The organism is Apilactobacillus kunkeei, assembly GCF_001308195.1.
GTDB lineage: Bacteria > Bacillota > Bacilli > Lactobacillales > Lactobacillaceae > Apilactobacillus > Apilactobacillus kunkeei_C.
The window spans coordinates 65235-91170 of sequence record NZ_JXDF01000031.1 but is presented as its reverse complement, the minus strand read 5'-3'; the positions used below and the strand labels follow the sequence as shown (position 1 = coordinate 91170).

Here is a 25936-nt window from a genome sequence, read left to right as displayed (position 1 = left end):
GAATCATTTCCTCCCGTTAAAAATCTTTAGTAATTTTACCATTAAAAAAAAAAGTTTTCCACAAGCACATTTACTTGTGTATAATTGTTTCACACCCTGTTAATTTTATTTTCCACAACCTGTTGATAACTTGATTAAAATCATCTCATTTTTTAGTTTTCCACAGAAAAATGTTAATAATCCACAGGTAAGTATAACTGATATATCAATAAAAACAAAAAGTTATGCACAACTTGTGAATAATTCTAATAACAGGTTGTTTACTTGTGGAAAACTTGTGGAAAAGACTGTTAATTGCAAAATTTTAATCAACAGGAAAAATCTAAAAATGTGTATGAAACAAATTGAAATGTGGATAAAAAATGGATCCCTTTAGGGAAAGAATTTGATTTTTATGTTTCATCATTAATTTTTTTATGGTATTATGTTTAGGAAATGTATTTGACATAGAAAAGAAACACACAAAATATATAAGGGAGGGTTAGTAATGAAGAGAACTTACCAACCAAAGAAACGTAAGCACGCACGTACTCACGGTTTCCGTAGTCGTATGAGCACTAGCAACGGTCGTAAAGTTTTAGCTCGCCGTCGTAAAAAAGGTAGAAAGTCATTGACTGTATAGACCACTGACCATTCAGTGGTCTTTTTCATTATATTGAACAAAATTTAATGGAGATGGATTATGCGTAAGTCATATCGCGTCAAAAAAGAAGCAGAATTCCAAAATGTTTTTGAAAAACATAATTCAGTTGCTAATCGGACTTTTGTCATTTATCAAATGGAAAAGCCTGATCAACCCCATTTTAGAGTTGGTATCTCAGTTGGTAAGAAGATTGGGAATGCTGTTCACAGAAACTGGGTTAAAAGACGAGTTAGACAAAGTTTGACTGAATTAAAGCCATATCTAAGACAAGACGTTGATTTCTTGGTTATTGCTCGTCCAAGAGCCGACCAACTATCAATGGAAGAAGTTAAGAAGAATATGGTGCATGTTTTAAAATTAGCAAACTTGCTTGATTCTGATTATGTTGAGGGAGAAGACTAATGAAAAAATTTAAAAAGTATCTTTCACTTACTTCAATTTTAGGATTGGTATTTTTCTTGACTGCATGTAGTAATAAACCAATTACTTCACGCAGTACCGGTCTATGGGATGGAGTTATCGTACTTAATTTCTCAAGAGCCATCATTTGGTTAGCTAAATTCTTTGGTTCAAATTACGGAATGGGTATCGTTGCTTTTACCATCATCGTTCGTATCATTATCTTGCCTTTGATGATTTATCAAACCAAGAGTATGAAGAAGACGCAAGAAATACAACCTAAGTTAAAGGAACTTCAAAAGAAGTATTCATCAAAGGATACTGAAACAGTTAAGTTACTTCGTGAAGAACAACAAAAGCTTTATGCTGAAGCAGGAGTTAATCCTGTTGCTGGTTGTTTACCACTACTAGTTCAATTGCCAATCTTGTGGGCCTTATACCAAGCTATCTGGCGTACAGATGTTTTGAAGTCAGGTCATTTCCTATGGTTACAATTAGGACACAAAGACCCATACTTTATTATGCCGGTTCTAGCCGCCGTATTTACTTTCATTAGTTCATGGCTAGCAATGAAGTCACAACCTGAGCAAAATGGGATGACAAAAGGAATGATGTTCGGAATGCCCGTTATCATTTTCTTCATGGCATTAAATATTCCTGCTGCGATCTCAATTTATTGGGTAGTAACAAATGCCTTCCAAGCTGTACAAACATTGTTTATTCAAAATCCTTGGAAGATTCAAAGAGAACGAGAAGAAAAGCTTCGTGCTGAAAAGCAACACAAGCGTAATGTTGAAAAAGCAATTCGCAAAGCTAAAAAATCTCGTCGTAAATAATAAAAAAGCGTCTGATTTTATAATCAGACGCTTTTTTTGTGTATCATTGAACCGCTATTTTGTGATATTATTAATAACATAGTTTATTTTTAAAAGGAGTCCCAACATGTCAACATTTACTGCTAAAACAGTCAGTGAAGCGATCGAGAAAGGACTAAAGTCACTAAACGTTGATAAGAGCAATGCTGAAATCAACATTGTTCAAACAAACCGTAAAGGCTTTTTTGGAATCGGAAAACGTGATGCAATCGTCGAAATCGACGTTAAAAACAATGAAAATGCATCAAACACTCAAGAAATCGCAGCAACACCAACAAAAAACATTAAGATTAACAACCAATCAGAAGAAACAACAGAAACTAAGAAACGTTATCATTCAAATGAACAAGCCATGGAAGATTTAGTGGCTTATTTGAAGCCAATTGTTGAAGAATTGGGCGTTTCAGCCGAATTACAACCTAAGATTATTAACCGTAAGTTCGCTCGTATTAATTTCAAGACTGAACAAGAAGGTCTACTAATTGGTAAACATGGACTAACCATCAATGCTTTACAAAACTTGGCACAAATCTACTTGAACCACATCGGATACAGCCGTTTATCAATTCAACTAGATACAGCCGATTACCGTCACCGCCGTACTGAAATTTTAAAGAAATTAGCTGAAAAAACAGCCAGAGAAGCTGTCGCAACAGGACAACCGGTATACCTAGATCCAATGCCTTCCTTCGAAAGAAAGGTTATTCATAACCAACTAGAAGACAGTCTATACGTCAACACATTCTCATCAGGTCGCGAACCTTACCGTGCTGTCGTTGTAGAACCACAAGGATAGTCATATAAATTGACAAAACCGGATAAAGTTTTTATTATATAAGGTATCATTCTTATCAGAGATAGATGAAGTAGTCAAAGTGCTTTATCCATGCTGAGTTTTTTTGGCGTGGAGTGGGCACTTTTTTTGTGCGCTAGGCCACAAAACGGATTTTGATAATTAAGAAAGGAAGAGGAACATGGCAACGACCACAGATTTTGATACAATCGCAGCGATTTCAACACCACCTGGTGAAGGGGGGATCTCCATCGTTAGAATCAGTGGGGATGACGCTTTAAAGGTGATTAGTAAAATTTATCGAGGCAAGGACTTAAACAAGGTTGCCTCACACACCATTAACTATGGTCATGTCTTTGATCCAGACACTAACGAAGACGTTGACGAAGTAATGGTATCAGTAATGAGAGCACCAAAGACTTACACATGTGAAGACGTGATTGAGGTTAACTGTCACGGTGGTATCTTGGCCACTAACACTATTCTTCAATTGATTTTAAGTTATGGTGCCCGTCTTGCTGAACCGGGTGAATTTACTAAACGTGCATTCTTGAATGGACGAATTGACCTTTCACAATCAGAAGCGGTCATGGATGTTATTGACGCCAAAACTACCCGCTCTATGAAGGCTGCTGAAAGCCAACTTGAAGGAAACCTTTCAAGACTAATTAGAATGCTTAGACAACAAATTTTGGACGTTTTAGCAAATGTCGAAGTTAACATCGATTATCCTGAATATGACGATGCCGAAGTAATGACTTCTAAGTTATTGAGGGAAAATGCGGTTGATTTAAAATCTAAGGTTGAAAAACTACTAGAAACTGCCAAGCAAGGACAAGTTCTAAGGGATGGACTTGCTACTTCTATCGTTGGTCGCCCAAATGTTGGTAAATCAAGTATCTTAAACCACTTGTTACACCAAGATAAGGCCATCGTTACAGATGTTCCAGGAACCACACGTGACGTGTTGGAAGAATACGTGAACGTTAAGGGTGTTCCTTTGAAATTAGTTGATACTGCCGGAATCCGTGAAACCGAAGATAAGGTGGAAAAAATTGGTGTGGAACGTTCAAGAAAGGCCATTGCAAGTTCAGATTTAGTGCTATTGGTATTGAACTATTCTGAAAAACTTTCTGACGAAGATCGTCAATTAATCGAATTAACCAACGATTCCAAACGAATCGTGATTTTGAACAAGACCGACTTACCTCAACAAATCGATGTTGAAGAGGTTAAGAACTTAGTCGGTGCAGAAAACATGATCACTACTTCTGCCATTCAAGACAATGGAACTGAACCACTTGAGGAAATGATTGCTAAGCTATTCTTTACCCAAGGAATTGAAAGCTCACAAAACGACGTTATGGTTACAAACGCCAGACACGTTAGTTTGTTACACAATGCAAAAGAATCATTAAATAGCGTAATTAACGGATTGGATGAAGGTCTACCGGTTGATTTAGTTCAAATGGACATGCACGCATGTTGGGAATCACTTGGTGAAATTACTGGTGATAGCTACAACGGTGAGCTATTAGATCAACTATTCAGCCAATTCTGTCTAGGAAAATAGTCAATTGTTTCATGTGAAACATTTTTAATGGAGGAAAACAAATGAGCCAAATCGTAAGCGAAGAAAATATCCAATACGATGCCGGTGAATACGACGTTATCGTCGTTGGTGCCGGTCATGCTGGTAGTGAAGCTGCGCTTGCTTCAGCCAGAATGGGAAACAAAACAATGTTAATAACAATTAATTTGGACATGGTTGCATTCATGCCATGTAATCCATCACTTGGTGGACCAGCCAAAGGAACCGTTGTAAGAGAAATCGATGCACTAGGTGGGGAAATGGGTAGAAATATCGATAAGACTTACGTGCAAATGAGAATGCTAAACACTGGTAAAGGTCCTGCCGTTCGTGCATTACGTGCGCAAGCTGACAAACATGCTTACCACCGTGCAATGAAAGAAACTATCGAAAATCAACCTAATTTGGATTTAAAACAAGGAATTGTTGATTCATTAATCGTTGAAGATGGTGTCTGCAAGGGGATCGTGACTTTCACAGGTGCTAAGTACTACTCCAAAACAACGGTTATTTGTGCCGGAACAGCAGCTCGTGGAAGAATTATCATTGGTGAACTAAGATATTCTTCAGGTCCAAACAATTCTCAACCAGCATTGAAGCTATCAGAAAATCTAGAGGAATTAGGTTTTGAATTGAAGCGTTTCAAGACCGGTACACCTCCACGTGTTAACGGTCGTACCATTGATTTCTCTAAGACGGAAGAACAACCAGGGGATGAAGAAGTTAACCACTTCAGTTTTGAAACTCCTGATGACAAGTACATTCCAGTTAAGGATCAACTATCATGTTGGTTAACTTACACCAATGAACACACTCATCAAATCATTCGTGACAACCTAGACCGTGCACCTATGTTTACCGGTGTGATTGAAGGAGTTGGACCTCGTTACTGTCCATCAATCGAAGATAAGATTGTTCGTTTTGCTGACAAGAACAGACACCAAGTTTTCTTGGAACCTGAAGGTCGTGAAACAAACGAATACTACTGTGATAGTCTTTCAACTTCTCTTCCAGAAGAAGTACAACAAAAGATGTTACACAGTGTTGCTGGACTAGAACACGCTGAAATGATGAGACCTGGTTACGCCATCGAATATGATGTCGTAGCACCATATCAATTAAAACCAACATTTGAAACTAAGATTGTTAAGAACCTATACACTGCCGGTCAAACTAACGGTACTTCAGGATACGAAGAAGCCGCTGGACAAGGTCTATATGCCGGAATCAATGCCGCACTACGCGCTCAAGGTAAGGAACCAATGGTTCTAAAACGTAACGAAGCATACATTGGTGTGCTAGTGGATGACTTAGTAACTAAGGGAACTAACGAACCATACCGTTTACTAACTAGTCGTGCTGAATATCGTTTACTTCTTAGAAACGACAATGCTGATTTCCGTCTAACTGAAAAGGGTCATGAATTAGGTCTAATTTCTGATGAAAGATATAACAAGTTCTTAGAAAAGAAAGAGGCCGTTATTAACGAATTAGACCGCTTAGATCACACTCGTATCAAACCAAGTGATGAAGTAAACGAATTCGTTGAAGCTCATGGCGATAAGCCACTTAAGGATGGTATCTTGGCATCTGTATTCTTACGTCGTCCATATGTAACTTATAACACATTGTTGAAGTTCATCGAACCTGCCGACAAGCCATTGGGTCGTCGTGTAGTCGAACAAGTTGAAATTAGAACTAAGTACGCCGGATACATCAAGAAGGCCGAAGAAAATGTTGCTCGTATGAAGAAGATGGAAGCTAAGAAAATTCCAGATGATATCGATTATGATGCAATCGACAGTTTAGCTACCGAAGCTCGTCAAAAACTAGAAAAGATTAGACCACGTACTGTGGCTCAAGCTTCTAGAATTTCAGGGGTGAACCCTTCAGATGTTGCTATTTTAGGTGTTTACATTCAACAAGGTAAAATTGCTAAAATCAAAAAATAGATAAAGTTAAAAGCCGTCTAAACATTGTTTAGACGGCTTTTTTATTATCGAATACAACTATTTAAAATCGTGTATAAAAATGATGAGATGATTCCAGGAATCAAGACGTTTTTTAATAGTGTGAATTGATATTTTAAGTATTCAGATTTATTTTGACGTTGAACTTTTACAGATCGATGCTTTAAAATCGAATGATTTGCTGCCACAGTAAAGCATACAATGGAAGTTGTTAGTAGTACCCACATAAACGCCCAAAAAGCGGCGTAGAAGTAGCTTCCATCAATTATGTATACAAACACAGCAGACAGATTTAAAGCGTCAATATAGACGGTGTAAATGGATAGAAATGCTAAGAAGATTCTGGTACGTAACATGGAAATGATTATGTATAGTATTGCAACTTCGATGAAAATTAGCATTTGTGGGATTGCGGTTACAAAGTTTGCTTTTAAAATCACATGTAAGGACATTGCTTCTTTGTCAATATTGAACATTCCCCAAAGTACGGACAATAGGAACCATACCAGAAATGCCGCGATGATGTTCTTATGTATATTTAATTTTCCGATTTTATTAATGTTTAGTCATTCCTTTTTATCATTTAATTAAAATATTAACAATTAAATTATACTTATAAGTATAATTTATCACAAGGAAATTATTTAAAACAATTTATGAAATAATGATACAATGGGGTTATCAAAGTTAGGAGTAACGAAAAATGGAAAATTCTACCAAAAAGACAAAAAATAATTTTTTAAGAGAATGCTTTAGTTGGCTAATTTATTTAGTTGTACTAGGAGGTATTTACTTTACAATTGCCCACTTCTTTACGATGGCAACCGTTGATGGCCATTCGATGGATCCAAACCTATACAACGGAGAAAAGATGTTGGTATTAAAGCAAGCTGATATTAAACGTAATAGTGTCATCATTTTTGACGCTCATGGAGAAGATCCTAATGCCACTGCTAAGGACTATTATGTAAAACGTGTTATTGGTTTGCCAGGTGATACTGTTTCATATAAAGATGGGAAACTATACGTTAATAATAAGGTCGCTGACCAAAGTTTTATTAGTAAAAAGGAACTAAATGTTGGTACTAGATACTTCGATACTAACAATCAAATTAAGAACTGGAGTATCTCAAGTTTATCCAGCACTAAATGGGTATACAACCAAAATTCAAAGGTAGTACCAAAGGGTGAATACTTTGTATTAGGTGATAACAGAAGCATCTCAAACGATAGTCGTTACTGGGGATTCGTAAAGAAATCTAAGGTATTGGGAGTAGCAAAGTTATTCCCATGGTCAGGTACTGCTAAGCACCGTCATAACGTTAATGATCTAGCTAAGTAGAGGGGAATTTAATCCATGAAATTAACTGCAAAACAAAAGAGTTTATTATCATGGGTTATCTACCTGTTATTCTTGGTACTGGCCTGGTTTGCTATCAAGAGTTTCGCGACCGTAGTTAAGGTTGATGGCCATTCGATGGACCCCAACTTACATACGGGACAACGAATCTTGGTGATGAAACAAGCAGAGATTAAACGCAATAGCGTGATTGTGTTTGACGCTTTCGGCGAGGATCCTACCAAACTCGCCACTACATACTACGTAAAGCGTGTAGTTGGGATGCCTGGCGATAAAATCGTTTATAAAAACGGGAAGCTATACATCAATAACAAGCTCTACAAGCAAAACTATATTAGTAAGCAACAGGTGGGCGTGGGAACACGCTACAAATTTCAAAATGATGTCATAAAGAACTGGGATATTACCAAGTTATCCAGAGAAAAATGGGTAGATGACCAAGATGAAAAGGTTGTTCCTAAAGGGATGTACTTCGTTTTAGGTGATAATCGATCAATCTCAAATGACAGCCGTTATTGGGGATTTGTGGAACAAAGAAAAGTATTAGGAGTTGTGTATTCATTCCCATGGTCCGGAAATGCCACACAGCGTTACAACATTAATGATTTACAAAATAAAAAAGCGTTGAATTAAATTCAACGCTTTTTTGTTGGTTATTTATTTATTGTTTGATGCGGTACTAGTTGTACCGTCACTTACTGATGAAGTGGTAGTAGCAGCTGCGCTGTTGTTTAGAGCAGTACCTGAACCATCTGTGGTATTGTTTTGAGTTACCTTTTGATCGTTATCACGTGATTGATTCAAATCATCGTGGTGATCGATGATTGGACGTCTTGATTCTTCGGGTTTAACCATTTCTTTTTTAGGTTTTACAACATCCTGATTTGCTTGTTGTTTAGTAGCAGTAACGTTTTGTTTTGGTTGAGCAACTGCTGAATCATCAAGCATACGGTTACTTAGGCTTAAACCTGAAGCGCTGGTATCAGTGATAACCATGTTCTTAACTTCTTTTTTAGCTTTATTCTTCTTTGTAGTCTTCTTATGTTTTACAAGAACTTGCTTGGCTTTTTTTACCTTTTTAACGGGTTTGACAAGCTTTAATTGGTATTCAGGAACATAACCACCTAATTTTGGTAAGAATAGGAAGTTTAATCCGTTGAAACGAACGCGGTTACCCACATGCATGTGACCAATTCTCTTGAAGTAACGGTATCTCATCATTGTGTGACGACCGTGACGTAATTTTCCATATTTGTAGACGTTAACGAATTCGCTTCGGTTAGTGTATGTTTGTTTAGCGGATGCATGGACGGTAGTACCGATTAAAAATACGGCACCCACAGCTGCAAATGCAGCGGCGACTTTCTTTTTCATATCGTTTCCTCCTGGGAATGTAAAAAAATTCTCATATATATATTATAATTTACCAGTAAATACAGAAATATCAAGCTAAATCGATTGATTTAATTTAAATGTAACGTTCAAATCAGTTATCCACATGTTGACAACTCTAATCAGTCAGATATAATTAATGACAATTAAATTAGAAAACGATTAGAAATTAATCGTTTTCTAATAAATATATGGAATGAGGTGTTCAATATGAAAAATCAAGAAATTTTGCATGACGAAGACGAAAGTTTCGCATCAGCTTCACGTATCAAATACTTTGATATGGTAATTGAATCGGGTGAAGGTGCGATTTTAAAGGACGTCGAAGGAAACGAATACATTGATTTATTAGCGAGCGCATCCTCAACGAATACTGGTCATAGTCATCCGCATGTGGTTGATGCAATCACCAAACAGGCTCAAAAGCTAATCCAATATACTCCGGCGTACTTCGCCAACTTACCGGCAGCTCAACTGGCCAAACGATTGACCGAACTAGCACCAATCGATGGTCCGGCTGAATTATCATGGGGGAACTCTGGATCAGACGCCAATGACGCGCTAATCAAGTTTGCCCGTGGCTATACCGGTCGCCAAGACGTTGTTAGTTTTACTGGAGCATATCACGGTTCTACATACGGTTCAATGAGTGCTTCTGGCGTTAGTTTGAACATGAATCGTAAGATGGGCCCATTAATGAGTGGATTCTATAAAGTGCCATTCCCAAGTCCATGGTACCGCGAACCATATGAAACAGAAGACGAATTCGTAGACCGCATGTTTGAAGAATTTAAGCTACCATTTGATACATATTTACCTGCTGACGAAGTTGCGGTCATCTTGATTGAACCAATTCAAGGTGATGGCGGAATCGTTAAAGCACCAGAAAAGTACCTAAAGAAAGTATACGAATTTGCCCACGAACACGGCATCCTATTTGCAATTGATGAGGTCAATCAAGGGATGGGCCGTACCGGTAAATGGTGGTCAATTCAACAATTTGACGGAATTTATCCTGACCTTATGACCGTTGGAAAGTCGCTAGCTTCTGGTTTACCACTTAGTGCGGTAATCGGTAAAAAAGAAATTATCGAATCTCTAGATGCACCCGCAAACGTGTACACTACCGCTGGAAACCCTGTTACCACAGCGGCTGCCATGGCCACAATCGACGTCATCGAAGACGAACATCTACTAGAACGTAGTGAGCGTTTAGGTGTTAAATCAAAAGTATTCTTTGATAGAATGAAAGAGAAGTATGATTTTGTCGGCGACGTTAGAATGTACGGACTAGACGGTGGAATTGATATCGTCGATCCAAAGACCGGAAAAGCTGACGTTAAAGTAGCGACAAAACTAATCTATCGTATGTTCGAACTAGGGGTAATCATGATTACCGTTAGGGGCAACGTGCTTAGATTCCAACCACCTTTGGTAATTACCGAAGAACAACTAGAAAAGGCCTTTGACGTTATCAATCAAGCGATGGATGATGAAGCAAACGGTCGTATTCAATTCGATAAGACTATCGGTTGGAGTACTGATTAATAAGCTAATTAGGGGTGTAATTAATGGCTCATACTAAGTTAACGCAGGCCGACTTTGACGCAATGCGCGAAAAATATGACAGTGATCCAAAAAACAAGGTATTACAACGTTCCGTTATGAAAAACGGCATTAACAATACCGCCAAAGATAACAGAGTAGTGGCCAAACTAAACCACACATACTCTGTAGAAATAGATACTGGTAAGGTATCAAACCAAAAAAGGTCAGGACGTTGCTGGCTATTCTCATTGTTAAACGTTTTAAAACACGACTTTGCGAAACGCTACAACGTAAAAGACTTTGAACTATCACAAAGTTACCTATTTTTCTGGGATAAGGTAGAACGTGCCAACATCTTTTACGATCGCATTATCGATACTGCTGATAAGCCTTTCGATGATCGCGAACTTCGCTGCTACTTAGCTGCACCGGGTGCAGATGGTGGTGAATGGGGGATGGCCGTTGCACTAGTTCAAAAGTACGGTGTAATGCCAACTTCGGCCTTTCCTGAAAGCAACGTAACCGAAGATACATCCGATTTAAAGGAAGTATTGAACCGTAAGTTACGTCGTGACGCAATGGTATTACGTGATATGATTCATTCCGGTAACAGTGACGCCGAGATTGCTGAAAAACGTAAGGAAATGCTAAAAGAAGTCTATAGAATTGCTGGTTTTGCATGTGGTGTTCCACGTGAAACATTTGACTTTGAATACCGTGATGATAAGCAAAACTACCATGTAGATGCAGACATAACACCTAAACAATTCTTCGATAAATACTTCGAAATTGATTTAGATGATTACGTTGTTTTAGGTAACTATCCTAACCGTAAAATGGAACAATTATTCCGTAACAAGGCCGGTCAAAACGTCGTTGGTGGTCGCCAAGTTGAATTCTTAAACATGTCAATGGACGTGTTAAAGGATGCGGCGATTGCGCAATTAAAGGATGGCGAAACTGTCTGGTTTGCCAACACCGTGACCGAACAATCAGACCGCCAAAATGGTCTTTTAGACGATGATTTATACCGCCGTGCTGAATTGTTTGATATCGACATGAACATGGACAAGGCCCAACGTTTGGATTACTATGACAACATTCCTAACCACGCGATGACACTTACTGGTGTCGACATTGTCGACGACAAACCAACTAAGTGGAAGGTCGAAAACTCATGGGGTGAAAAAGTCGGCGAAAAGGGTTACTTCGTAATGGCCGATAACTGGATGGACAATAACGTCTTCGAAGTAATCGTCAATAAGAAGTACCTAACCGATTCGCAAAGACAATTACTAGCACAAACCCCAGTCGATTTAGACCCTTGGGCAGCGGTATAAGGAGGACGTAGATAATGACTGAAACAAAAATTACCGAGCAAGATCTAAGAGAATTACGTGCGGCCTACGAAAAAAATCCTACCAATGCGATTTTGGAAAGAACCGTAACACAAAATGGAATTGGCAATGTTTCATACGATGAGACAGCCACTGAAAAACTAAATCCTGTCTTTTCTGTTGAAGTGAAGACTGGTAAGGTGTCCAACCAAAAACAATCCGGTCGTTGCTGGATGTTTGCGTTATTAAACACCTTAAAGCACCAATTTGGCGCTAAGTACAACGTCAAAGACTTCGAATTATCACAAAACTATCTATTCTTCTGGGATAAGATTGAACGTGCTAACATCTTTTATGACCGCATCGTAAACACTGCGGACAAACCACTAGATGACCGAACCGTTCAATACTTCCTAGAAGTGGGACCAGGTGCAGATGGTGGTCAATGGGCGATGGCCGTATCATTAGTACAAAAATACGGGGTTGTGCCAACATCTGCGTTCAGTGAAACGAATGTTTCTGAAAGTACTGGTGACTTGAAATCAATTTTGAATTACAAACTTAGAAATGATGCATACAAGCTACGTAACATGGTAAACGACGGAGTGTCTGAAGAAGACATCCACGATGCTAGAGAACAAATGCTAGCTGAAGTTTACAAGATTGCTGCATACTCCCTTGGAGTACCACCAAAGACGTTTGACTTTGAATATAGGGATGATAATGACAATTATCACATTGATCGTAATTTAACGCCTAAATCATTTTATGAAAAGTATCTATCAGATTCTGATTTAGACGATTATGTTGTCTTAAGTAACTCTCCTGACAAGGAATACGACAAGATGTATCGATTATCAGCCCAAGAAAACGTGGTTGATGGTAGAAAGATTGAATTCTTGAACCTACCAATGGAAGACCTAAAAAATGTCGCAATTGCACAATTAAAGGACGGTCAAGCTGTTTGGTTCGCTAACGACATTGCGCGTCAATCTGACCGAAAAAAAGGTTTCCTAGCTGAAAACCTATACCATTACGACGAACTTTTTGACGTTGATTTATCAATGAGCAAAAAAGAACGTCTACAATACCATGAAGCTAACGTTTCACACGCCACTGCATTAACCGGTGTCGATTTAGTCGATGATAAACCAACTAAATGGAAAGTGGAAAATTCATGGGGATCAAAGAATGGTGTTAACGGATATTTCATCATGGATGATGGTTGGATGAACGAATATGTATATGAAATCGTAATAAATAAAAAATATTTATCTAATGATAAAATCGCACTGTTGAGCCAATCTCCGGTCGAATTAGCCCCTTGGGATTCATTAGAATAAAATTAAAGTGTTGCATTTTTTCTAATATGGTATTAGTATAAGTGACAATCAAAGAAGACGTTGAACAGGAATTTTAATTATTGAGTGTTTCACAGGGAGTCCGCGGTTATGAGAGTGGGTAGCACGATAGTTAAATCGTACCTGAGAGTCATTTTTCGAAATGAGTAGAAAAAATCGTTGGCGGCGTTAACGCTGAAGTTATTATAACTTCTCGAGCTAGTATTCGTGAGAATGCTAGGAATTGAGGTGGCACCGCGATTTATTCGTCCTCTTGGATATTTTATCCAAGAGGATTTTTTTATACCCAAAAATAAATATTAATTTTAAAAACAGTGATTAGGAATTTTAATTAATTCAGTCATTTACAGAGAACTTAGCAAAGCCGGGTGAGAGCTAAGGATGACATTAATTAAATCGTACCTATGAGTTTGAATTCGAAATGAGTAGAATTCACCGTTAACGCGTTATCGTTAAAGTTTGTATGAACTTTATGAGCTGATGTTCGTGAGAATGTCAGAAACTGAGGTGGAACCACGATTAGTCGTCCTCTAGGATTTATTCCTAGGGGATTTTTTTATATAAATATTTGCATGATGATCAAGAATTTAATCAAACCAATCATTTACAGAGAAATTAACGTTGATGAGAGTTAATAATGACATTTGATTAATCGTACTTGTGAATGAGCTTCGAAATGAGTAGAAGCAAACGTTGGCGGCGTTAACGCGGAAGTCATTGACTTTATGAGCTAGCATTCGCGAGGATGTTAGGAAGTGAGGTGGTACCGCGGTTACATCGTCCTCTGTTGAAATAAAAATTTCATTGTTTATATACAAAAAAGGAGGATGTTTCACATGAAACAATCAAAGAAAATCGTTTTAGCATATTCCGGAGGATTGGATACATCAGTTTCAATTGCATGGTTAATCGAACAAGGTTTTGACGTAATTGCTTGCTGCATTAATGTTGGAGAGGACTACGGTGAACATAAAGATTTAAATCAAATTAAAGAAAAAGCATTAAAGGTTGGTGCCATCAAGTCATACGTTGTTGATGCATTAGACGAATTCGCTGAAGATTTCCTATTAACTGCATTGGATGCTAATGCTATGTATGAGGGCGAATATCCTTTGAGCTCAGCCCTATCTCGTCCTTTAATGAGTCAAAAACTAGTTGAAATTGCTCATAAAGAAGGTGCCGAATATATTTGTCATGGATGTACCGGTAAAGGAAATGACCAAGTTCGTTTCGATGTCGCTATTCATTCGCTAGATCCTAAATTGACGGTGGTTACTCCAGTTCGTCAATGGCACTGGAACAGAGAAGAAGAAATCGAATTTGCTAAGAAACATAACATCGATATTCCAATTGATTTAGATTCTCCATACTCAATCGACGCAAATATCTGGGGACGTGCCAATGAATGTGGTGTTTTAGAAAATCCATGGAACCAAGCTCCAGAAGACGCCTTCGATATTACTAAACCAATTGAAGAAACTCCTGACCAACCAGAATTCATGGACATCACCTTTAAACAAGGTAAGCCAGTCGCAGTTAACGGCGTTGAAATGAGCTTCGTTGACGTTATCAAAAAGGTTAATGTCGCAGCCGGCGAACACGGTGTCGGTCGTATCGATCACATTGAAAACCGTTTAGTAGGAATCAAATCCAGAGAAGTATACGAAGCACCTGGTGCTACCGTATTACTAAAAGCCCACAAGGCAATGGAAAACCTAACTATGGAAAGAGATTTAGCCCACTTCAAGCCAATGATTGAACAACAAGTTGCTAATCTTACTTACAATGGATTATGGTTCTCACCACTAATGAAGTCACTAAAGTCATTTATCCAATCATCACAAGAAACTGTTAGTGGGACAGTTAAGGTGAAGTTATTTAAGGGTAATGTTTACGTAGTAGCTTCTAAATCAGATGAATCACTATATGATGAAGACTTAGCAACTTACACCGCTGCCGATTCATTTGATCAAAATGCTTCAGTTGGTTTCATCAAACTATGGGGACTACCTACTCAAGTAGCATCACAAGTAAAACAAAAGAACTTACAAAAGAACTTCATGAAAGACGTTATGAAGACACAAACAAAGGAAAAGGTACTAGTTGAAAACAAGTTAGAAGGTGAATCTGATGAGTGAGAAACTATGGGGCGGTCGTTTTAACGGCGACGCCAACGATTTATTCTTGCGGCTCGGTGCCTCAATCAATGTTGATATCAAGATGGCAAACGAAGATATTGAGGGATCAATTGCTCACGCCACCATGTTAAGCCACGTTGGTATCATCACAGAAACCGAAAAAGACCAAATCGTGAATGGTTTAAAAGAGATTAAGGAAGATTTCAATGAAGGAAAAATTCATTTTAGTTACCAAAACGAAGACATTCATATGAATGTCGAAACAGTGCTAACCGAAAAAATCGGAGCGGTCGCTGGAAAACTTCACACAGCACGTTCAAGAAACGATCAAGTGGCACTAGATTTTCATTTATACCTAAAGAAACGTCTACCACAAATCATGGCACTAATTAGGAGTTTTCAAAGTGAATTGGTTAACCTAGCCGATGAAAATTTAGAAAGCATCATGCCAGGATATACCCATTTACAACACGCTCAACCAATTTCATTTGCCCATTACCTAATGGCCTACTACGAAATGTTAGACCGTGACTACGACAGGTTCGAATTCAACCAAAAGCACACCAACATGTCACCAATTGGTGCAGCTGCCTTAGCTGGAACCACGTTTCCAATCGATCCTCACTTTACCGCCAACGAATTAGGCTTAGATTCACCTTACAATAATTCCATCGATGCCGTATCAGATAGGGACTTCGCCATTGAATTTCTAAGCAATGCTTCTATTCTAATGATGCACTTATCAAGACTATGCGAAGAAATTTGCTTATGGTCTAGCTACGAGTTCAAGTATGTTGAATTATCAGATGCTTTCAGTACTGGAAGCTCAATCATGCCACAAAAGAAGAACCCTGATATGTGTGAACTAATTAGGGGAAAGACAGGTGTTGTGTATGGGCATCTAAACGCCTTACTAGCAACGATGAAATCACTACCACTGGCATACAACAAGGACCTACAAGAAGATAAGGCTGGGGTGTTTGACACAGTTGAAAACATTGAACCAATCTTACAATTAATGACTGAAATGATTGCAACGATGCATGTTAATAAGGATAAAATGCTACAAGCGGTTGAAAAGGATTACTCAAACGCTACAGAATTAGCTGATTATCTATCAGCCAAGGGATTACCATTTAGGCAAGCTCATCGTATCGCCGGTGAATTGGTGGCTAAATGTATTAATGAAAATTGCTACTTACAGGACTTATCATTAGAACAACTACATAACTATTCTGACTTATTTGAAGAAGACATATATGAAGATTTGAAACCTCATGTCGCAATTCAAAGAAGAAAGAGTTATGGATCCACTGGGTTCGATGAAGTTCATAAACAGATTGAGAAAGCGAAAGAAAAATTAAAGGGAGAAATGAATCATGAAAAATAAAATGAAACATTCCGTGTTAATTACAATGTTGTTAATGATTGCAACACTATTCGTGACAGCATTTACTGTTCCAAGTGTTCAAGCATCAGCTTCCGATAACTCACTACAACAAATTAAGCAAAAAGGATACATCGTAATGGGAACCGCCCCAGATTATCCTCCATACGAATTTATTGGAAAAGATAACGGTGGTTCAAAGGTCTACGGTGCCGATATCGAATTAGGTAAGGCCATTGCCAAAGACTTAGGAGTAAAACTAAAGGTTAAATCAATGGGATTTGACTCACTACTAGTTGCGCTTCAAACCAAAAAGGTTGATATGGTTATTGCAGGGATGAACGAAACTCCTGAAAGAGCCAAGAGTGTCGACTTCAGTAAGACTTACTACTCATCTGGATTGAGTTTGGTATTAAACACTTCCGATGACAAGAAAATTAAGTCATACAAGGACTTACAAGGAAAGACCATCGGTGCTCAAATCGGATCAGTACAATATGACGCTGTGAAGAAGGGTATCAAGAACATTAACCTAAAGGGAATGGAAAACATCAACGATTTAATTCTTGCTTTGAAGTCAGGAAAAATCGCAGCCATTCCGCTAGACACTGCTGTAGCGCAAGCTTACGCAGCCCACAACCCAGGACTAAAGATTATTGACGCCAAGATGCCTGGTCAAGAAAGCTCAAACAAGATTGCCTTCTTCAAGGGTGCTACTAGTCTAGAAAACGCTGCTAACAAGACAATTGATAAGGTTAACAAAGATAACCTATACACCAAGAAATTTGTTCCAGCAGCTGCAAAACACATCACTAACAACAAGTCACAATCACAATTTGAGACAATGTGGCAATACAAGAACTTCTTTATCTCAGGAATTGAATACACAATGATTATTTCAGTGGTATCAGTATTCTTTGGTATCATTTTGGGAATCATTTTTGCACTAATGAGATTAAGTCACAACTGGCTATTACATTCCATTGCTGTTTGCTACATCGAATTCATTCGTGGAACTCCTCAATTAGTTCAAATTATGTTTATCTATTTTGGCCTAGGTACTATTGTTAACGTTCCAGCATTAACTTCAGGAATTATCGCTATTTCAATTAACTCTGGAGCCTACGTCGCCGAAATCATTAGAGGTGGAATAAATTCTATCTCTGACGGTCAAAGTGAAGCCGCATTATCACTTGGTTTATCCAAGAAACAATCAATGCAATATATCGTATTACCTCAAGCGTTCAAGAACATTTGGCCTGCACTTGGTAATGAATTGGTAACTTTGATCAAGGATAGTTCATTAGCATCTGTAATTGGGGTTGGAGAACTAATGTATCAAATGAGAGCCGTTCAAGCTGATACTTACTTGGGTGTCGCGCCAATTGCTGTCATTATGGTTATTTACTTTGTAATCACATTTACAATTTCTAGAATTATGAAACACTTAGAAGGGAAGATTAGCCATGGAACCAATGATTAAAATTGAAAATTTAACCAAAAAATTTAAAAATAATACCATCTTTTCTGACATCAACGCTGAAGTACACAAGGGTGAAGTAATCTCACTTTTAGGTCCTTCTGGTGCCGGTAAGAGTACTTTCCTTCGTTGCATTAACATGTTAGGTGAACCAACTTCCGGAAAGATTTTATTGGATGGAAAAGACTTAGTAAGTAGTTCTGAAAAGGAATTAATTCAATTAAGAACTCACATCGGGATGGTGTTCCAAAGCTTTAACTTGTTTGAAAATAAGACAGTTATTGATAACATCACACTGGCCCCCATTAAGGTTAAGGGGATGAGCAAGGAAGATGCGGAAGAAAAAGCACATGAACTGCTTAAAACAGTTGGTCTAGATGATAAGGCAAACGTATACCCAGACAGCCTATCAGGTGGGCAAGCTCAACGTATCGCAATCGTCCGTGCGCTAGCCATGGATCCTGAGGTAATTCTATTTGACGAACCAACTTCAGCACTAGACCCTGAAAAAGTTGGTGAAGTACTTAGTGTTATGCAAGATTTGGCTAAGAAAGACATGACCATGATTATTGTTACCCATGAAATGGAATTCGCTAAGAATGTTTCAGATGAAATTTGGTTTATGGATGAAGGAAAGATTCAAGAAAAACAAGCACCTAAAGACTTTTTCGAAAATCCAAAAACCCCTAACGCCCAACGTTTTTTAAGTAAAATGATTTAATCTGTTTATAAATACGTAAAAAGACCAACATAAATGTTGGTCTTTTTGATTATTATCATTTTATTTTGTACAATAAAGCTAAACATGACACATTTTGAATTAATCCGAGGAGGAAATCAATTGTCTAAACGTTTTAAACTAGTAGAAGAATCATTTACAGGAGTATCCATTTATATCGACCAAAGAACAGGTGTTGAATATGGTGGATATGGAAGTACATTAACACCATTACGTAACCCTGATGGAACTTTGTTTGTTGATGAATCTGAAATTGATCAAGATTATGAACACAAAGAAAAATAAATGGGGGAGTATGAAACCATGTTTTTATGGATTCATTTAATTTTTGCGGTATTACTAATTGCTTTGGTGATTACTGCACTATGTAAAAAGAAGAATTTTAAACCTTACATGATGGCCACTAGAGTATCTTATCTAGTATTCATCGTGACGGGAATTGTATTATTTAGTAAAGCCTTTGAACGTGATGCCATGTTCACGATTTTGAAGGTTCTATCAGCCATTTTTTTAATTGGTTTGATTGAAATGGCTTATGCTCAAAAGACTAAGAAGTCTTTAACTGTTGGATTGGTGATGAGCTTAATCTTGGTTTTTGCTTTAGTGATTGTAATTGGATTAATCGTCGCTGGCGGTCGTCCTTTCATTCATTTTATTTAAATATTATTATCGCAGAATCTGCGTATCTAAAAAGAGAGTGAACAGTTATGTTCACTCTCTTTTTTTATTGGTTTTCACTTCCAGATAGAAATGGGTGTTGTAATTGATAGTTTGTAGCTTCAAATAATGAGTGGGTTGCCTCCCAAATCTTTTTAGCAACGTAGGTGTTATTCATGGTGTATAGGTGAATGCCATCAACTCCGTTGGCAACTAAATCAACGATTTGATCAACCGCATAGGCGATTCCTGCATCTCGCATTGCCTCTTTGTTGTTGGCATATTTATTCATGATGTCGACAAACTTTCTTGGCATTTCTAGTCCTGACAATTCTGTAATGTGTTTAATTTGATTGCAGTTGGTACAGGGCATAATACCGACTTCAACAGGAACTTTGATTCCAGCTAATTCCAAACGTTGACGAAAGTCATAGAATGCTTGATTATCAAATACCATTTGAGTGATTAAATGACCGACACCATTATTTACTTTTTCTTTCAAATGAAGAGTGTCATCTACTAAATCAATTGATTCAGGATGCTTTTGAGGATAACAAGCACCGGAGATATCAAAATCACCTTGTGACTTAATAAATGCTGCTAATTCAGAAGCATGATTAAAATCGCCAACTGGAGTTTCATTCGGATTAATGTCTCCACGAAGGGCTAATACGTTGTTAATATTATGTTGCCTTAATTCTTTTAAGAAATCAGCGACCTCTTTTTTGGAACGATAGATACCTGGAATGTGAGCCATGGCAGGGATGTTTAAATCGTTTTGAATCATGCTAGATAATTCCAAAGCGTTATTATTTTGTGATCCGCCAGCACCTAAGGTGATTGAAATAAAGTCTGGTTTAATTCGCTTAATTCCGGTCAAGGCATTCACTAATTTTTTGGTACCTTCCGGTGTTTTAGGAGGATAAACCTCAAGTGAGAACACCGTTTTGTTCTTAAATGTATCTTTCAGACTCATATTATCCCAACTCTCCGCGTTTTTGTTGAACAGCGGCGATGAAGTTCTTGAGACTAGCGAATGATTCTGATTCACCACGGGTCTTTAGACCACAATCCGGATTGATCCAAACTTTACTTTCGTGAAGTTTATCTAGGATGTCGCTGATAACGCTATAAATTTCAGCTTGACTAGGGACACGTGGAGAATGAATGTCATAAACTCCAGGGCCGACTTCAGTTTCGAAGTTATTTGCTTTTAATTTATCGATGATTGATAGATCAGAACGTGATGCTTCGAATGAAATAACGTCAGCATCCATGTTATCGATGGCCTTAATGATGTCATTAAATTCGCTATAGCACATATGTGTATGAATTTGAGTAGTTGGCTGAACTTTGCTATGCACTAGTTTGAATGCTGGTATTGCCCAGTCTAGGTATTCTTTGTACCAATCACTCTTACGGAGTGGAAGCTTTTCACGTAGTGCGGCTTCATCAATTTGAATAATCTTGATGCCGTGTTTTTCAAGGTCTAATACTTCGTCTTGGATTGCTAAGGCAATTTGGGTTACTGATTCTTTTGCCGGAATGTCTTCACGTGGGAATGACCAGTTGAAGATAGTAACGGGACCTGTAAGCATTCCCTTAACTGGTTTGTCAGTTAAACTTTGAGCGTAGGTAGAAGCAGCCACTGTAATTGGGTTTCTACGGCTAACGTCACCCCAAATAATTGGTGGTTTAACAGCACGAGTACCGTATGATTGAACCCAAGCTTTTTTAGTGAATGCGAATCCTTCTAGGTTTTCACCAAAGTATTCCACCATGTCATTTCGTTCGTATTCACCATGGACTAAAACATCAAAACCGGCATCTTCTTGCCATTTAATGATTCGTTTAATTTTGTCTTTGTTAAATTGGTCATATTTTTTTTTATCGATTTCATGATGCTTGTATAGCGAACGATTTTTTCTAACATCTTTTGTTTGAGGGAACGAACCAATAGTAGTAGTTGGTAAATCTGGCAATTTGAATTCTTCCTTTTGAATTACTTCACGTTCAGAACGATTTGGTAACCTAGTGTAATCATCATCGGATAGGTTATTGATTCGTTTAGTAACCTCTGGATCTTTGGGATGATTAACGTTTTTGAATAATGCTTCGTTTTCATCCAATAGTTCGGTGTTGCCATTAAAGAAGATTTCATTTAAGTCATGTAGTTCGTCTAGTTTTTGGTATGCAAAAGCTAGGTGTTGCTTTAGTTCTTGGTCTAATTCGGTTTCGTTATCGACTGTGTATGGAACATGTAGTAGTGAACAAGAAGTTGATATTACTATGTTTTTAACAGGTAGGCTTTTTAGTAGTTCAATGGTTTTCTTGTATTCGTTACGCCAGATGTTTTTACCATTAACGACTCCAGCAAATAATACTTTGTTGTCGTCAAAACCGTATTTTTTGATTAAATCAACAGTTTGTTTTCCTTCTAAGAAGTCTAAACCCAGTCCATCAAATGGTAATTTATTTAAATCTTCATAGATATCACGAACATCACCAAAGTATGTTTGAAGATTAATTTTAAAATCGTGGGGGATGGCTAAGATACGGGTGTATAAATCATCGAATAATTTTTTGTCTTCAGAACTTAGATCAAATACTAACGATGGTTCGTCGATTTGTAGCCATTTAATATCGATTTTGTTTAAACGATTAAAAATATCTTTGTATGCTTCAACGATTGGTTCGATAAAGTCGCTGGCTGATTTTTTCCCAATGTAACGGCTTAACTTAAGAATGGTAAATGGACCAATCAAGGAAGCTTTGACGTTGTTGTGTGTTGCCACAGCCTTTTTAATATCATCGAAAAATCTAGTTTCTACTAGTTTGATTTCTGTATCGTCATCAATTTCTGGGACGATATAGTGGTAGTTGGTGTTGTACCATTTTTTCATTGGTAGGGCTTTAACTGAATGATTATCATCTTGGTAACCACGTGCTTGGGCAAAGTATTCGTCTAATTGATTTAGTCCTAAATCAGCATAACGTTTAGGGGTGATGTTTAATAAGGTCGCAGCGTCTAAAACGTTGTCAAAAAATGAGAAGTCACCGGCACTGATTAGCCCTAATTTAGCGTCTTCTTGAATTTTCCAATTCTTTTCTTTTAGTTCATCGGAAATCTTTAATAGTTCTTCTTGATCAATTTCTTTTTTCCAATATTTTTCTGTCGCACGTTTTAATTCGCGGTTTTCTCCAATTCTTGGGAATCCAATAATACTTGTACTCATAATGTTACCTCCTCAGGTAAATAAAAATTTTTAGTGGGTGAATAAAAAAATCCCGCAGTCTATGTAGACTACGGGACGAAATCTTCGTGTTACCACCCTGATTTTGTAATACATCGCTGCATTACACTCAATAAGTACTTCGTAAGAAATACTTTTACGCGATAACGGGCGTACCCGAACATCGTTTGTCAAAGACTTACGATGATAGATAATTCCTAGACCATTTTCAGTTTCCTTGCGTGCTTCGTCTCAGCATAATCAAAGCTCTCTGTAATCGTTTGAAAAAACTTACTTATCTGCTCAATATCTATTTATTTAGATGATGTAAATTGGTTTAACCAATTGATATAAAAGGTGGTGGCATCTGTATGCCAGGAATTGACGGGGTGATTCTGACTATCAAAGTAATTGTTTGGTTTTTTGGTATCCAAACCTTTTTTGACATCGCGGAAATACTCATCAGCTAAAGTTTTCGTCCCGTATTCAAGATGACCAGTAACGTAATATGAATTAGTGTTTGAATCGAAAATCAATGTTGCTCCAATGGAGTCGTTTCCTGCTAAAACTTTAGCTTTGACGTCATTTCGTGGAATCGTGAAATAACGTGATTGAGGCATTGTAATACCATCGGTTGTATAGACCCCGTAAATCTTTTGGTCCAACTGTTTGCCGATTAGAATGCCATCGATTGTACCGGCAGCCCACGCGGCCCAACAGCTGAATAAGCATGTGTCGACATGTTTCTTACGCCACTTGATAAAGTCAACGAATTCATTCCAGTAATCAACCTCATGGAAATTCTTTCTATCTAGTGGGGCTCCGGTCACGATTAAAGCATCAAAGTAATCTTCAAAAACATCTTTAGTTGTAACGTATTTTTCGATTATTTCTGGATTGAAATGTTTTATATGATGGCTGGCCATACGACAGAAAGTTAAATTAATGTTTAAGTCGGTTTGTTTAAGTAAATCAATAATTTGGTGTTCAGTCTCGAGCCGATTGGGCATTAGGTTTAGCACCAAAATACTTAGGGCATCATCAATTTTTTGATGACTATTTTGTGAATAGCCAGATAGGATGTTTATACAACCCATAGGCTTTACCTCCTTTAAATTTTTGCGAAAGCTTGTTTTAAATCATCAATAATGTCATCAGCATTTTCAATTCCAATTGAAATTCTGATCAAGTCAGGTGTGATACCAGCTTCTTTTAATTCTTCCTCATTTAGTTGGGCGTGAGTTGTTGAAGCGGGATGAATAATTAATGATTTGGCGTCACCGACGTTGGCTAGTAGTGAGAATAGATTTAAATTTTCGATTAACTTCTTACCAGCTTCTTCACCACCGGTTAGACCAATGGTGAAGATTGATCCGACTCCCTTAGGGAAACTCTTTTTGGCTTGTTCATAGTACTTGCTGGATGGTAGTTCAGGGTATTTAATCCAAGCGACTTTATCGTTGTTAGATAAGAATTCAATGACCTTACGAGTGTTTTCAACGTGTCTGGATACTCTCAATGACAATGTTTCTAAACTTTGAATTAATAGGAATGAGTTGAATGGACTAATCGCACCACCGGTATCACGAAGAATTTCGGCTCTTACCTTGGTGGTGAATGCACCGGGTTTTAAGTTTGCAAATACTAATCCGTTATAGTGGGTATCTGGTGTTGTGAAACCAGGATAGCGACCGCTTGCTTGATAGTCGAACTTTCCGTTTTCAACGATAACTCCACCCATTGTAGTACCGTGACCACCGATGAACTTAGTGGCTGATTCAACGACAACGTCTGCTCCGTGATCCAACGGACGGTATAGGTAAGGGGATGCGAATGTGTTGTCGACGATTAATAATAGGTCATGTTTATGAGCGATGTCTGCGATTGCTTCAATATCACTTAGGTTGATATCGGGATTACCAATTGTTTCTAGATATAAGGCCTTGGTATGGTCATTAATTTCTTTTTCAAAATTTTTTGGATTATCAGAATCTACGAAGTGAGTGGTAATACCTAACTTAGGTAATGTTGCATTGAATAAATTGTATGTTCCTCCGTATAATGTTCCGGCTGAAACAATTTCATCGCCTTGACCAGCAATGTTAGTGATGGCAGCGTGAATTGCAGCTGCACCTGATGCTAAAGCAACAGCACTAGTACCATTTTCCAGAGCAGCAACACGCTTTTCGAAAACGTCAGTGGTTGGATTGGTTAAACGAGTGTAAATGTTACCTGGATCAGTTAAAGCAAAACGACCAGCAGCTTGAGCTGCATCTTTAAAGATATATGAACTGGTTTGATAGATTGGTACTGCACTGGCGCCAGTTTCGTCAATATGTTGACCTGCGTGAATCTGTAAAGTTTCAAATTTATCTGTACTCATAAAACATTCCTCCTAAATTTTGGTAATAAAAAAAGCTTTCGATCCATGTATAACTAAATACATGGGACGAAAGCTTCCGCGGTACCACCCAACTTCGCTTTATTATTGCTAATAAAGCCTCAACGACACTAACATGTCTGGGAAGGTATCGGTTCCTACCGGATTTCTAGCTTGCACTATCGATCATGACTCAGAGCTCATCTGTAACTCTCAATCAATTGCACCTTTTCACTATCCGATGCTCACTTTGAACTGATTGTTTTGAGTTACTCTTCTCTTCAACGTCTTAAATGTTTAAGTTGTTTTGAATGATAATCCTAGTTTTTTCTAATGTCAACAGTTAAATTAAAATTTTATTATAAAAAGATTAGCGAAAATAATTTTTAAAAAGTTTATATACTATCATTTAGGCACTTTTTTTGTATCAAAAATTAAAAAATCTGGTTTGACAAACAAATTATAACGAGTAAACTTCGAGTCAATCAAAAAAACCAAAAACTTTGCAGAGATGAGTAAGATTTATAAGCCTCAACAAGAGAGCCGATGAATGGTGAAATTCGGTGTGGTGGAGAATCCGAAAATGGTCTTTGATTATAGTAATTAGGCGATCTTTGGTAAGTCTAATTCGGGTGCGCCCGTTACCGCGTCAG

At 37.8% G+C, this 25936-nt stretch carries 23 protein-coding genes and 4 other annotated features; of the genes, 17 read left to right on the top strand and 6 right to left on the bottom strand.

The features are described from left to right. The first annotated feature begins 487 nt into the window (after positions 1-487). The 6 genes from rpmH to mnmG all read left to right on the top strand — a co-directional run bounded on the left by rpmH (position 488) and on the right by mnmG (position 6253). On the top strand, positions 488-622 hold the full coding sequence (gene rpmH / locus RZ78_RS07315) for a 50S ribosomal protein L34 (protein WP_034530627.1): 135 nt from the start codon (positions 488-490) through the stop codon (positions 620-622). 60 nt (positions 623-682) lie between these two features. Further along, entirely contained in the window at positions 683-1045 is a 363-nt protein-coding gene (gene rnpA / locus RZ78_RS07310; protein ID WP_034530615.1) for a ribonuclease P protein component, read from the top strand. Beyond that, complete coding sequence (yidC, locus tag RZ78_RS07305) at positions 1045-1878, top strand: membrane protein insertase YidC (RefSeq protein ID WP_053795989.1); 834 nt, start codon at positions 1045-1047, stop codon at positions 1876-1878. Before rnpA ends, yidC begins: the two co-directional genes overlap by 1 nt. A 106-nt stretch (positions 1879-1984) precedes the next feature. Beyond that, a complete protein-coding gene (gene jag / locus RZ78_RS07300) occupies positions 1985-2713 on the top strand; it encodes an RNA-binding cell elongation regulator Jag/EloR (RefSeq protein WP_053795988.1) in 729 nt (242 codons plus the stop codon). Positions 2714-2891: 178 nt separating this feature from the next. Further along, positions 2892-4283: a tRNA uridine-5-carboxymethylaminomethyl(34) synthesis GTPase MnmE gene (gene mnmE / locus RZ78_RS07295; RefSeq protein ID WP_054608615.1), complete on the top strand. Its 1392-nt coding sequence runs from the start codon at positions 2892-2894 to the stop codon at positions 4281-4283. Between the two features lie 41 nt (positions 4284-4324). Continuing rightward, positions 4325-6253, top strand: a complete 1929-nt coding sequence (gene mnmG, locus RZ78_RS07290; protein WP_054608614.1) for a tRNA uridine-5-carboxymethylaminomethyl(34) synthesis enzyme MnmG — start codon at positions 4325-4327, stop codon at positions 6251-6253. 44 nt (positions 6254-6297) lie between these two features. Here the strand turns inward: mnmG and RZ78_RS07285 are convergent, their stop codons facing one another. Then, the gene (locus tag RZ78_RS07285; RefSeq protein ID WP_191978856.1) at positions 6298-6711 is read right to left on the bottom strand and encodes a hypothetical protein; all 414 of its coding nucleotides are present in this window, start codon (positions 6709-6711) and stop codon (positions 6298-6300) included. 263 nt (positions 6712-6974) lie between these two features. On the opposite strand from RZ78_RS07285, the gene lepB (RZ78_RS07280) reads away from it, so the two are divergent. Together lepB (RZ78_RS07280) and lepB (RZ78_RS07275) are read left to right on the top strand one after the other, a co-directional pair. Continuing rightward, positions 6975-7613 (top strand): signal peptidase I, encoded by a 639-nt coding sequence (gene lepB / locus RZ78_RS07280; protein WP_054608612.1) that lies wholly within the window; start codon positions 6975-6977, stop codon positions 7611-7613. A gap of 15 nt (positions 7614-7628) precedes the next feature. Then, on the top strand, positions 7629-8264 hold the full coding sequence (lepB, locus tag RZ78_RS07275) for a signal peptidase I (protein WP_054608611.1): 636 nt from the start codon (positions 7629-7631) through the stop codon (positions 8262-8264). 24 nt (positions 8265-8288) lie between these two features. Here lepB (RZ78_RS07275) and RZ78_RS07270 read toward each other — a convergent pair whose 3' ends face one another. Beyond that, positions 8289-9005: a hypothetical protein gene (locus tag RZ78_RS07270; RefSeq protein ID WP_054608610.1), complete on the bottom strand. Its 717-nt coding sequence runs from the start codon at positions 9003-9005 to the stop codon at positions 8289-8291. A 228-nt stretch (positions 9006-9233) separates the two neighbouring features. Between RZ78_RS07270 and RZ78_RS07265 the strand changes: the two genes are divergently transcribed. The 9 genes from RZ78_RS07265 (at position 9234) to RZ78_RS07225 (ending at position 19673) form a co-directional block, all read left to right on the top strand. Beyond that, entirely contained in the window at positions 9234-10571 is a 1338-nt protein-coding gene (locus RZ78_RS07265) for an aspartate aminotransferase family protein (protein ID WP_054608609.1), read from the top strand. A gap of 23 nt (positions 10572-10594) precedes the next feature. Further along, positions 10595-11911, top strand: a complete 1317-nt coding sequence (locus RZ78_RS07260) for a C1 family peptidase (RefSeq protein ID WP_054608608.1) — start codon at positions 10595-10597, stop codon at positions 11909-11911. 14 nt (positions 11912-11925) lie between these two features. Continuing rightward, the gene (locus RZ78_RS07255; protein ID WP_054608607.1) at positions 11926-13251 is read left to right on the top strand and encodes a C1 family peptidase; all 1326 of its coding nucleotides are present in this window, start codon (positions 11926-11928) and stop codon (positions 13249-13251) included. A gap of 51 nt (positions 13252-13302) precedes the next feature. After that, positions 13303-13525, top strand: a binding site (T-box leader). Between the two features lie 49 nt (positions 13526-13574). Next, positions 13575-13803: a binding site (T-box leader), on the top strand. A gap of 32 nt (positions 13804-13835) precedes the next feature. Continuing rightward, positions 13836-14057, top strand: a binding site (T-box leader). Positions 14058-14105: 48 nt separating this feature from the next. Next, a complete protein-coding gene (locus RZ78_RS07250) occupies positions 14106-15407 on the top strand; it encodes an argininosuccinate synthase (protein WP_054608606.1) in 1302 nt (433 codons plus the stop codon). Further along, positions 15397-16797 carry an argininosuccinate lyase gene (argH, locus tag RZ78_RS07245; protein ID WP_054608618.1) on the top strand — a complete coding sequence of 467 codons (1401 nt, stop codon included), beginning with the start codon at positions 15397-15399 and terminating at the stop codon, positions 16795-16797. Before RZ78_RS07250 ends, argH begins: the two co-directional genes overlap by 11 nt. Further along, positions 16787-18277, top strand: coding sequence for an ABC transporter substrate-binding protein/permease (locus RZ78_RS07240; protein ID WP_237756994.1), 1491 nt, complete (start codon positions 16787-16789; stop codon positions 18275-18277). The genes argH and RZ78_RS07240 overlap by 11 nt, the downstream gene beginning before the upstream one ends. Next, a complete protein-coding gene (locus tag RZ78_RS07235) occupies positions 18261-18995 on the top strand; it encodes an amino acid ABC transporter ATP-binding protein (RefSeq protein WP_054608605.1) in 735 nt (244 codons plus the stop codon). Before RZ78_RS07240 ends, RZ78_RS07235 begins: the two co-directional genes overlap by 17 nt. Before the next feature lie 120 nt (positions 18996-19115). Then, a complete protein-coding gene (locus RZ78_RS07230) occupies positions 19116-19298 on the top strand; it encodes a DUF6440 family protein (protein WP_034530593.1) in 183 nt (60 codons plus the stop codon). A gap of 18 nt (positions 19299-19316) precedes the next feature. Beyond that, entirely contained in the window at positions 19317-19673 is a 357-nt protein-coding gene (locus RZ78_RS07225) for a YisL family protein (protein WP_054608604.1), read from the top strand. Positions 19674-19737: 64 nt separating this feature from the next. On the opposite strand, the gene metF is transcribed toward RZ78_RS07225, so the two are convergent. From metF to RZ78_RS07205, 4 genes are all read right to left on the bottom strand, one after another. Continuing rightward, a complete protein-coding gene (gene metF, locus RZ78_RS07220) occupies positions 19738-20646 on the bottom strand; it encodes a methylenetetrahydrofolate reductase [NAD(P)H] (protein WP_054608603.1) in 909 nt (302 codons plus the stop codon). Position 20647: 1 nt separating this feature from the next. Further along, the gene (gene metE, locus RZ78_RS07215) at positions 20648-22906 is read right to left on the bottom strand and encodes a 5-methyltetrahydropteroyltriglutamate--homocysteine S-methyltransferase (RefSeq protein WP_054608602.1); all 2259 of its coding nucleotides are present in this window, start codon (positions 22904-22906) and stop codon (positions 20648-20650) included. A 68-nt stretch (positions 22907-22974) separates the two neighbouring features. After that, positions 22975-23219 (bottom strand) — a binding site (T-box leader). After that, positions 23218-24000, bottom strand: coding sequence for a homoserine O-acetyltransferase/O-succinyltransferase family protein (locus RZ78_RS07210; RefSeq protein WP_054608601.1), 783 nt, complete (start codon positions 23998-24000; stop codon positions 23218-23220). (Overlaps the previous feature by 2 nt.) A gap of 14 nt (positions 24001-24014) precedes the next feature. Continuing rightward, positions 24015-25286, bottom strand: coding sequence for an O-acetylhomoserine aminocarboxypropyltransferase/cysteine synthase family protein (locus tag RZ78_RS07205; RefSeq protein ID WP_054608600.1), 1272 nt, complete (start codon positions 25284-25286; stop codon positions 24015-24017). Positions 25287-25936: the final 650 nt, after the last annotated feature.

What these genes read in the sequence shown, in the direction of transcription:
- lepB (WP_054608612.1), top strand. Translation starts at nt 6,975, where the DNA reads ATGGAAAATTCTACCAAAAAGACAAAAAATAATTTTTTAAGAGAATGC.
- metF (WP_054608603.1), bottom strand. Translation starts at nt 20,646, where the DNA reads ATGAGTCTGAAAGATACATTTAAGAACAAAACGGTGTTCTCACTTGAG.
- rnpA (WP_034530615.1), top strand. Translation starts at nt 683, where the DNA reads ATGCGTAAGTCATATCGCGTCAAAAAAGAAGCAGAATTCCAAAATGTT.
- mnmE (WP_054608615.1), top strand. Translation starts at nt 2,892, where the DNA reads ATGGCAACGACCACAGATTTTGATACAATCGCAGCGATTTCAACACCA.
- yidC (WP_053795989.1), top strand. Translation starts at nt 1,045, where the DNA reads ATGAAAAAATTTAAAAAGTATCTTTCACTTACTTCAATTTTAGGATTG.
- RZ78_RS07205 (WP_054608600.1), bottom strand. Translation starts at nt 25,286, where the DNA reads ATGAGTACAGATAAATTTGAAACTTTACAGATTCACGCAGGTCAACAT.
- RZ78_RS07265 (WP_054608609.1), top strand. Translation starts at nt 9,234, where the DNA reads ATGAAAAATCAAGAAATTTTGCATGACGAAGACGAAAGTTTCGCATCA.
- RZ78_RS07225 (WP_054608604.1), top strand. Translation starts at nt 19,317, where the DNA reads ATGTTTTTATGGATTCATTTAATTTTTGCGGTATTACTAATTGCTTTG.
- metE (WP_054608602.1), bottom strand. Translation starts at nt 22,906, where the DNA reads ATGAGTACAAGTATTATTGGATTCCCAAGAATTGGAGAAAACCGCGAA.
- RZ78_RS07250 (WP_054608606.1), top strand. Translation starts at nt 14,106, where the DNA reads ATGAAACAATCAAAGAAAATCGTTTTAGCATATTCCGGAGGATTGGAT.
- RZ78_RS07240 (WP_237756994.1), top strand. Translation starts at nt 16,787, where the DNA reads ATGAAAAATAAAATGAAACATTCCGTGTTAATTACAATGTTGTTAATG.
- mnmG (WP_054608614.1), top strand. Translation starts at nt 4,325, where the DNA reads ATGAGCCAAATCGTAAGCGAAGAAAATATCCAATACGATGCCGGTGAA.
- rpmH (WP_034530627.1), top strand. Translation starts at nt 488, where the DNA reads ATGAAGAGAACTTACCAACCAAAGAAACGTAAGCACGCACGTACTCAC.
- lepB (WP_054608611.1), top strand. Translation starts at nt 7,629, where the DNA reads ATGAAATTAACTGCAAAACAAAAGAGTTTATTATCATGGGTTATCTAC.
- RZ78_RS07270 (WP_054608610.1), bottom strand. Translation starts at nt 9,005, where the DNA reads ATGAAAAAGAAAGTCGCCGCTGCATTTGCAGCTGTGGGTGCCGTATTT.
- RZ78_RS07255 (WP_054608607.1), top strand. Translation starts at nt 11,926, where the DNA reads ATGACTGAAACAAAAATTACCGAGCAAGATCTAAGAGAATTACGTGCG.
- RZ78_RS07235 (WP_054608605.1), top strand. Translation starts at nt 18,261, where the DNA reads ATGGAACCAATGATTAAAATTGAAAATTTAACCAAAAAATTTAAAAAT.
- RZ78_RS07260 (WP_054608608.1), top strand. Translation starts at nt 10,595, where the DNA reads ATGGCTCATACTAAGTTAACGCAGGCCGACTTTGACGCAATGCGCGAA.
- RZ78_RS07210 (WP_054608601.1), bottom strand. Translation starts at nt 24,000, where the DNA reads ATGGGTTGTATAAACATCCTATCTGGCTATTCACAAAATAGTCATCAA.
- jag (WP_053795988.1), top strand. Translation starts at nt 1,985, where the DNA reads ATGTCAACATTTACTGCTAAAACAGTCAGTGAAGCGATCGAGAAAGGA.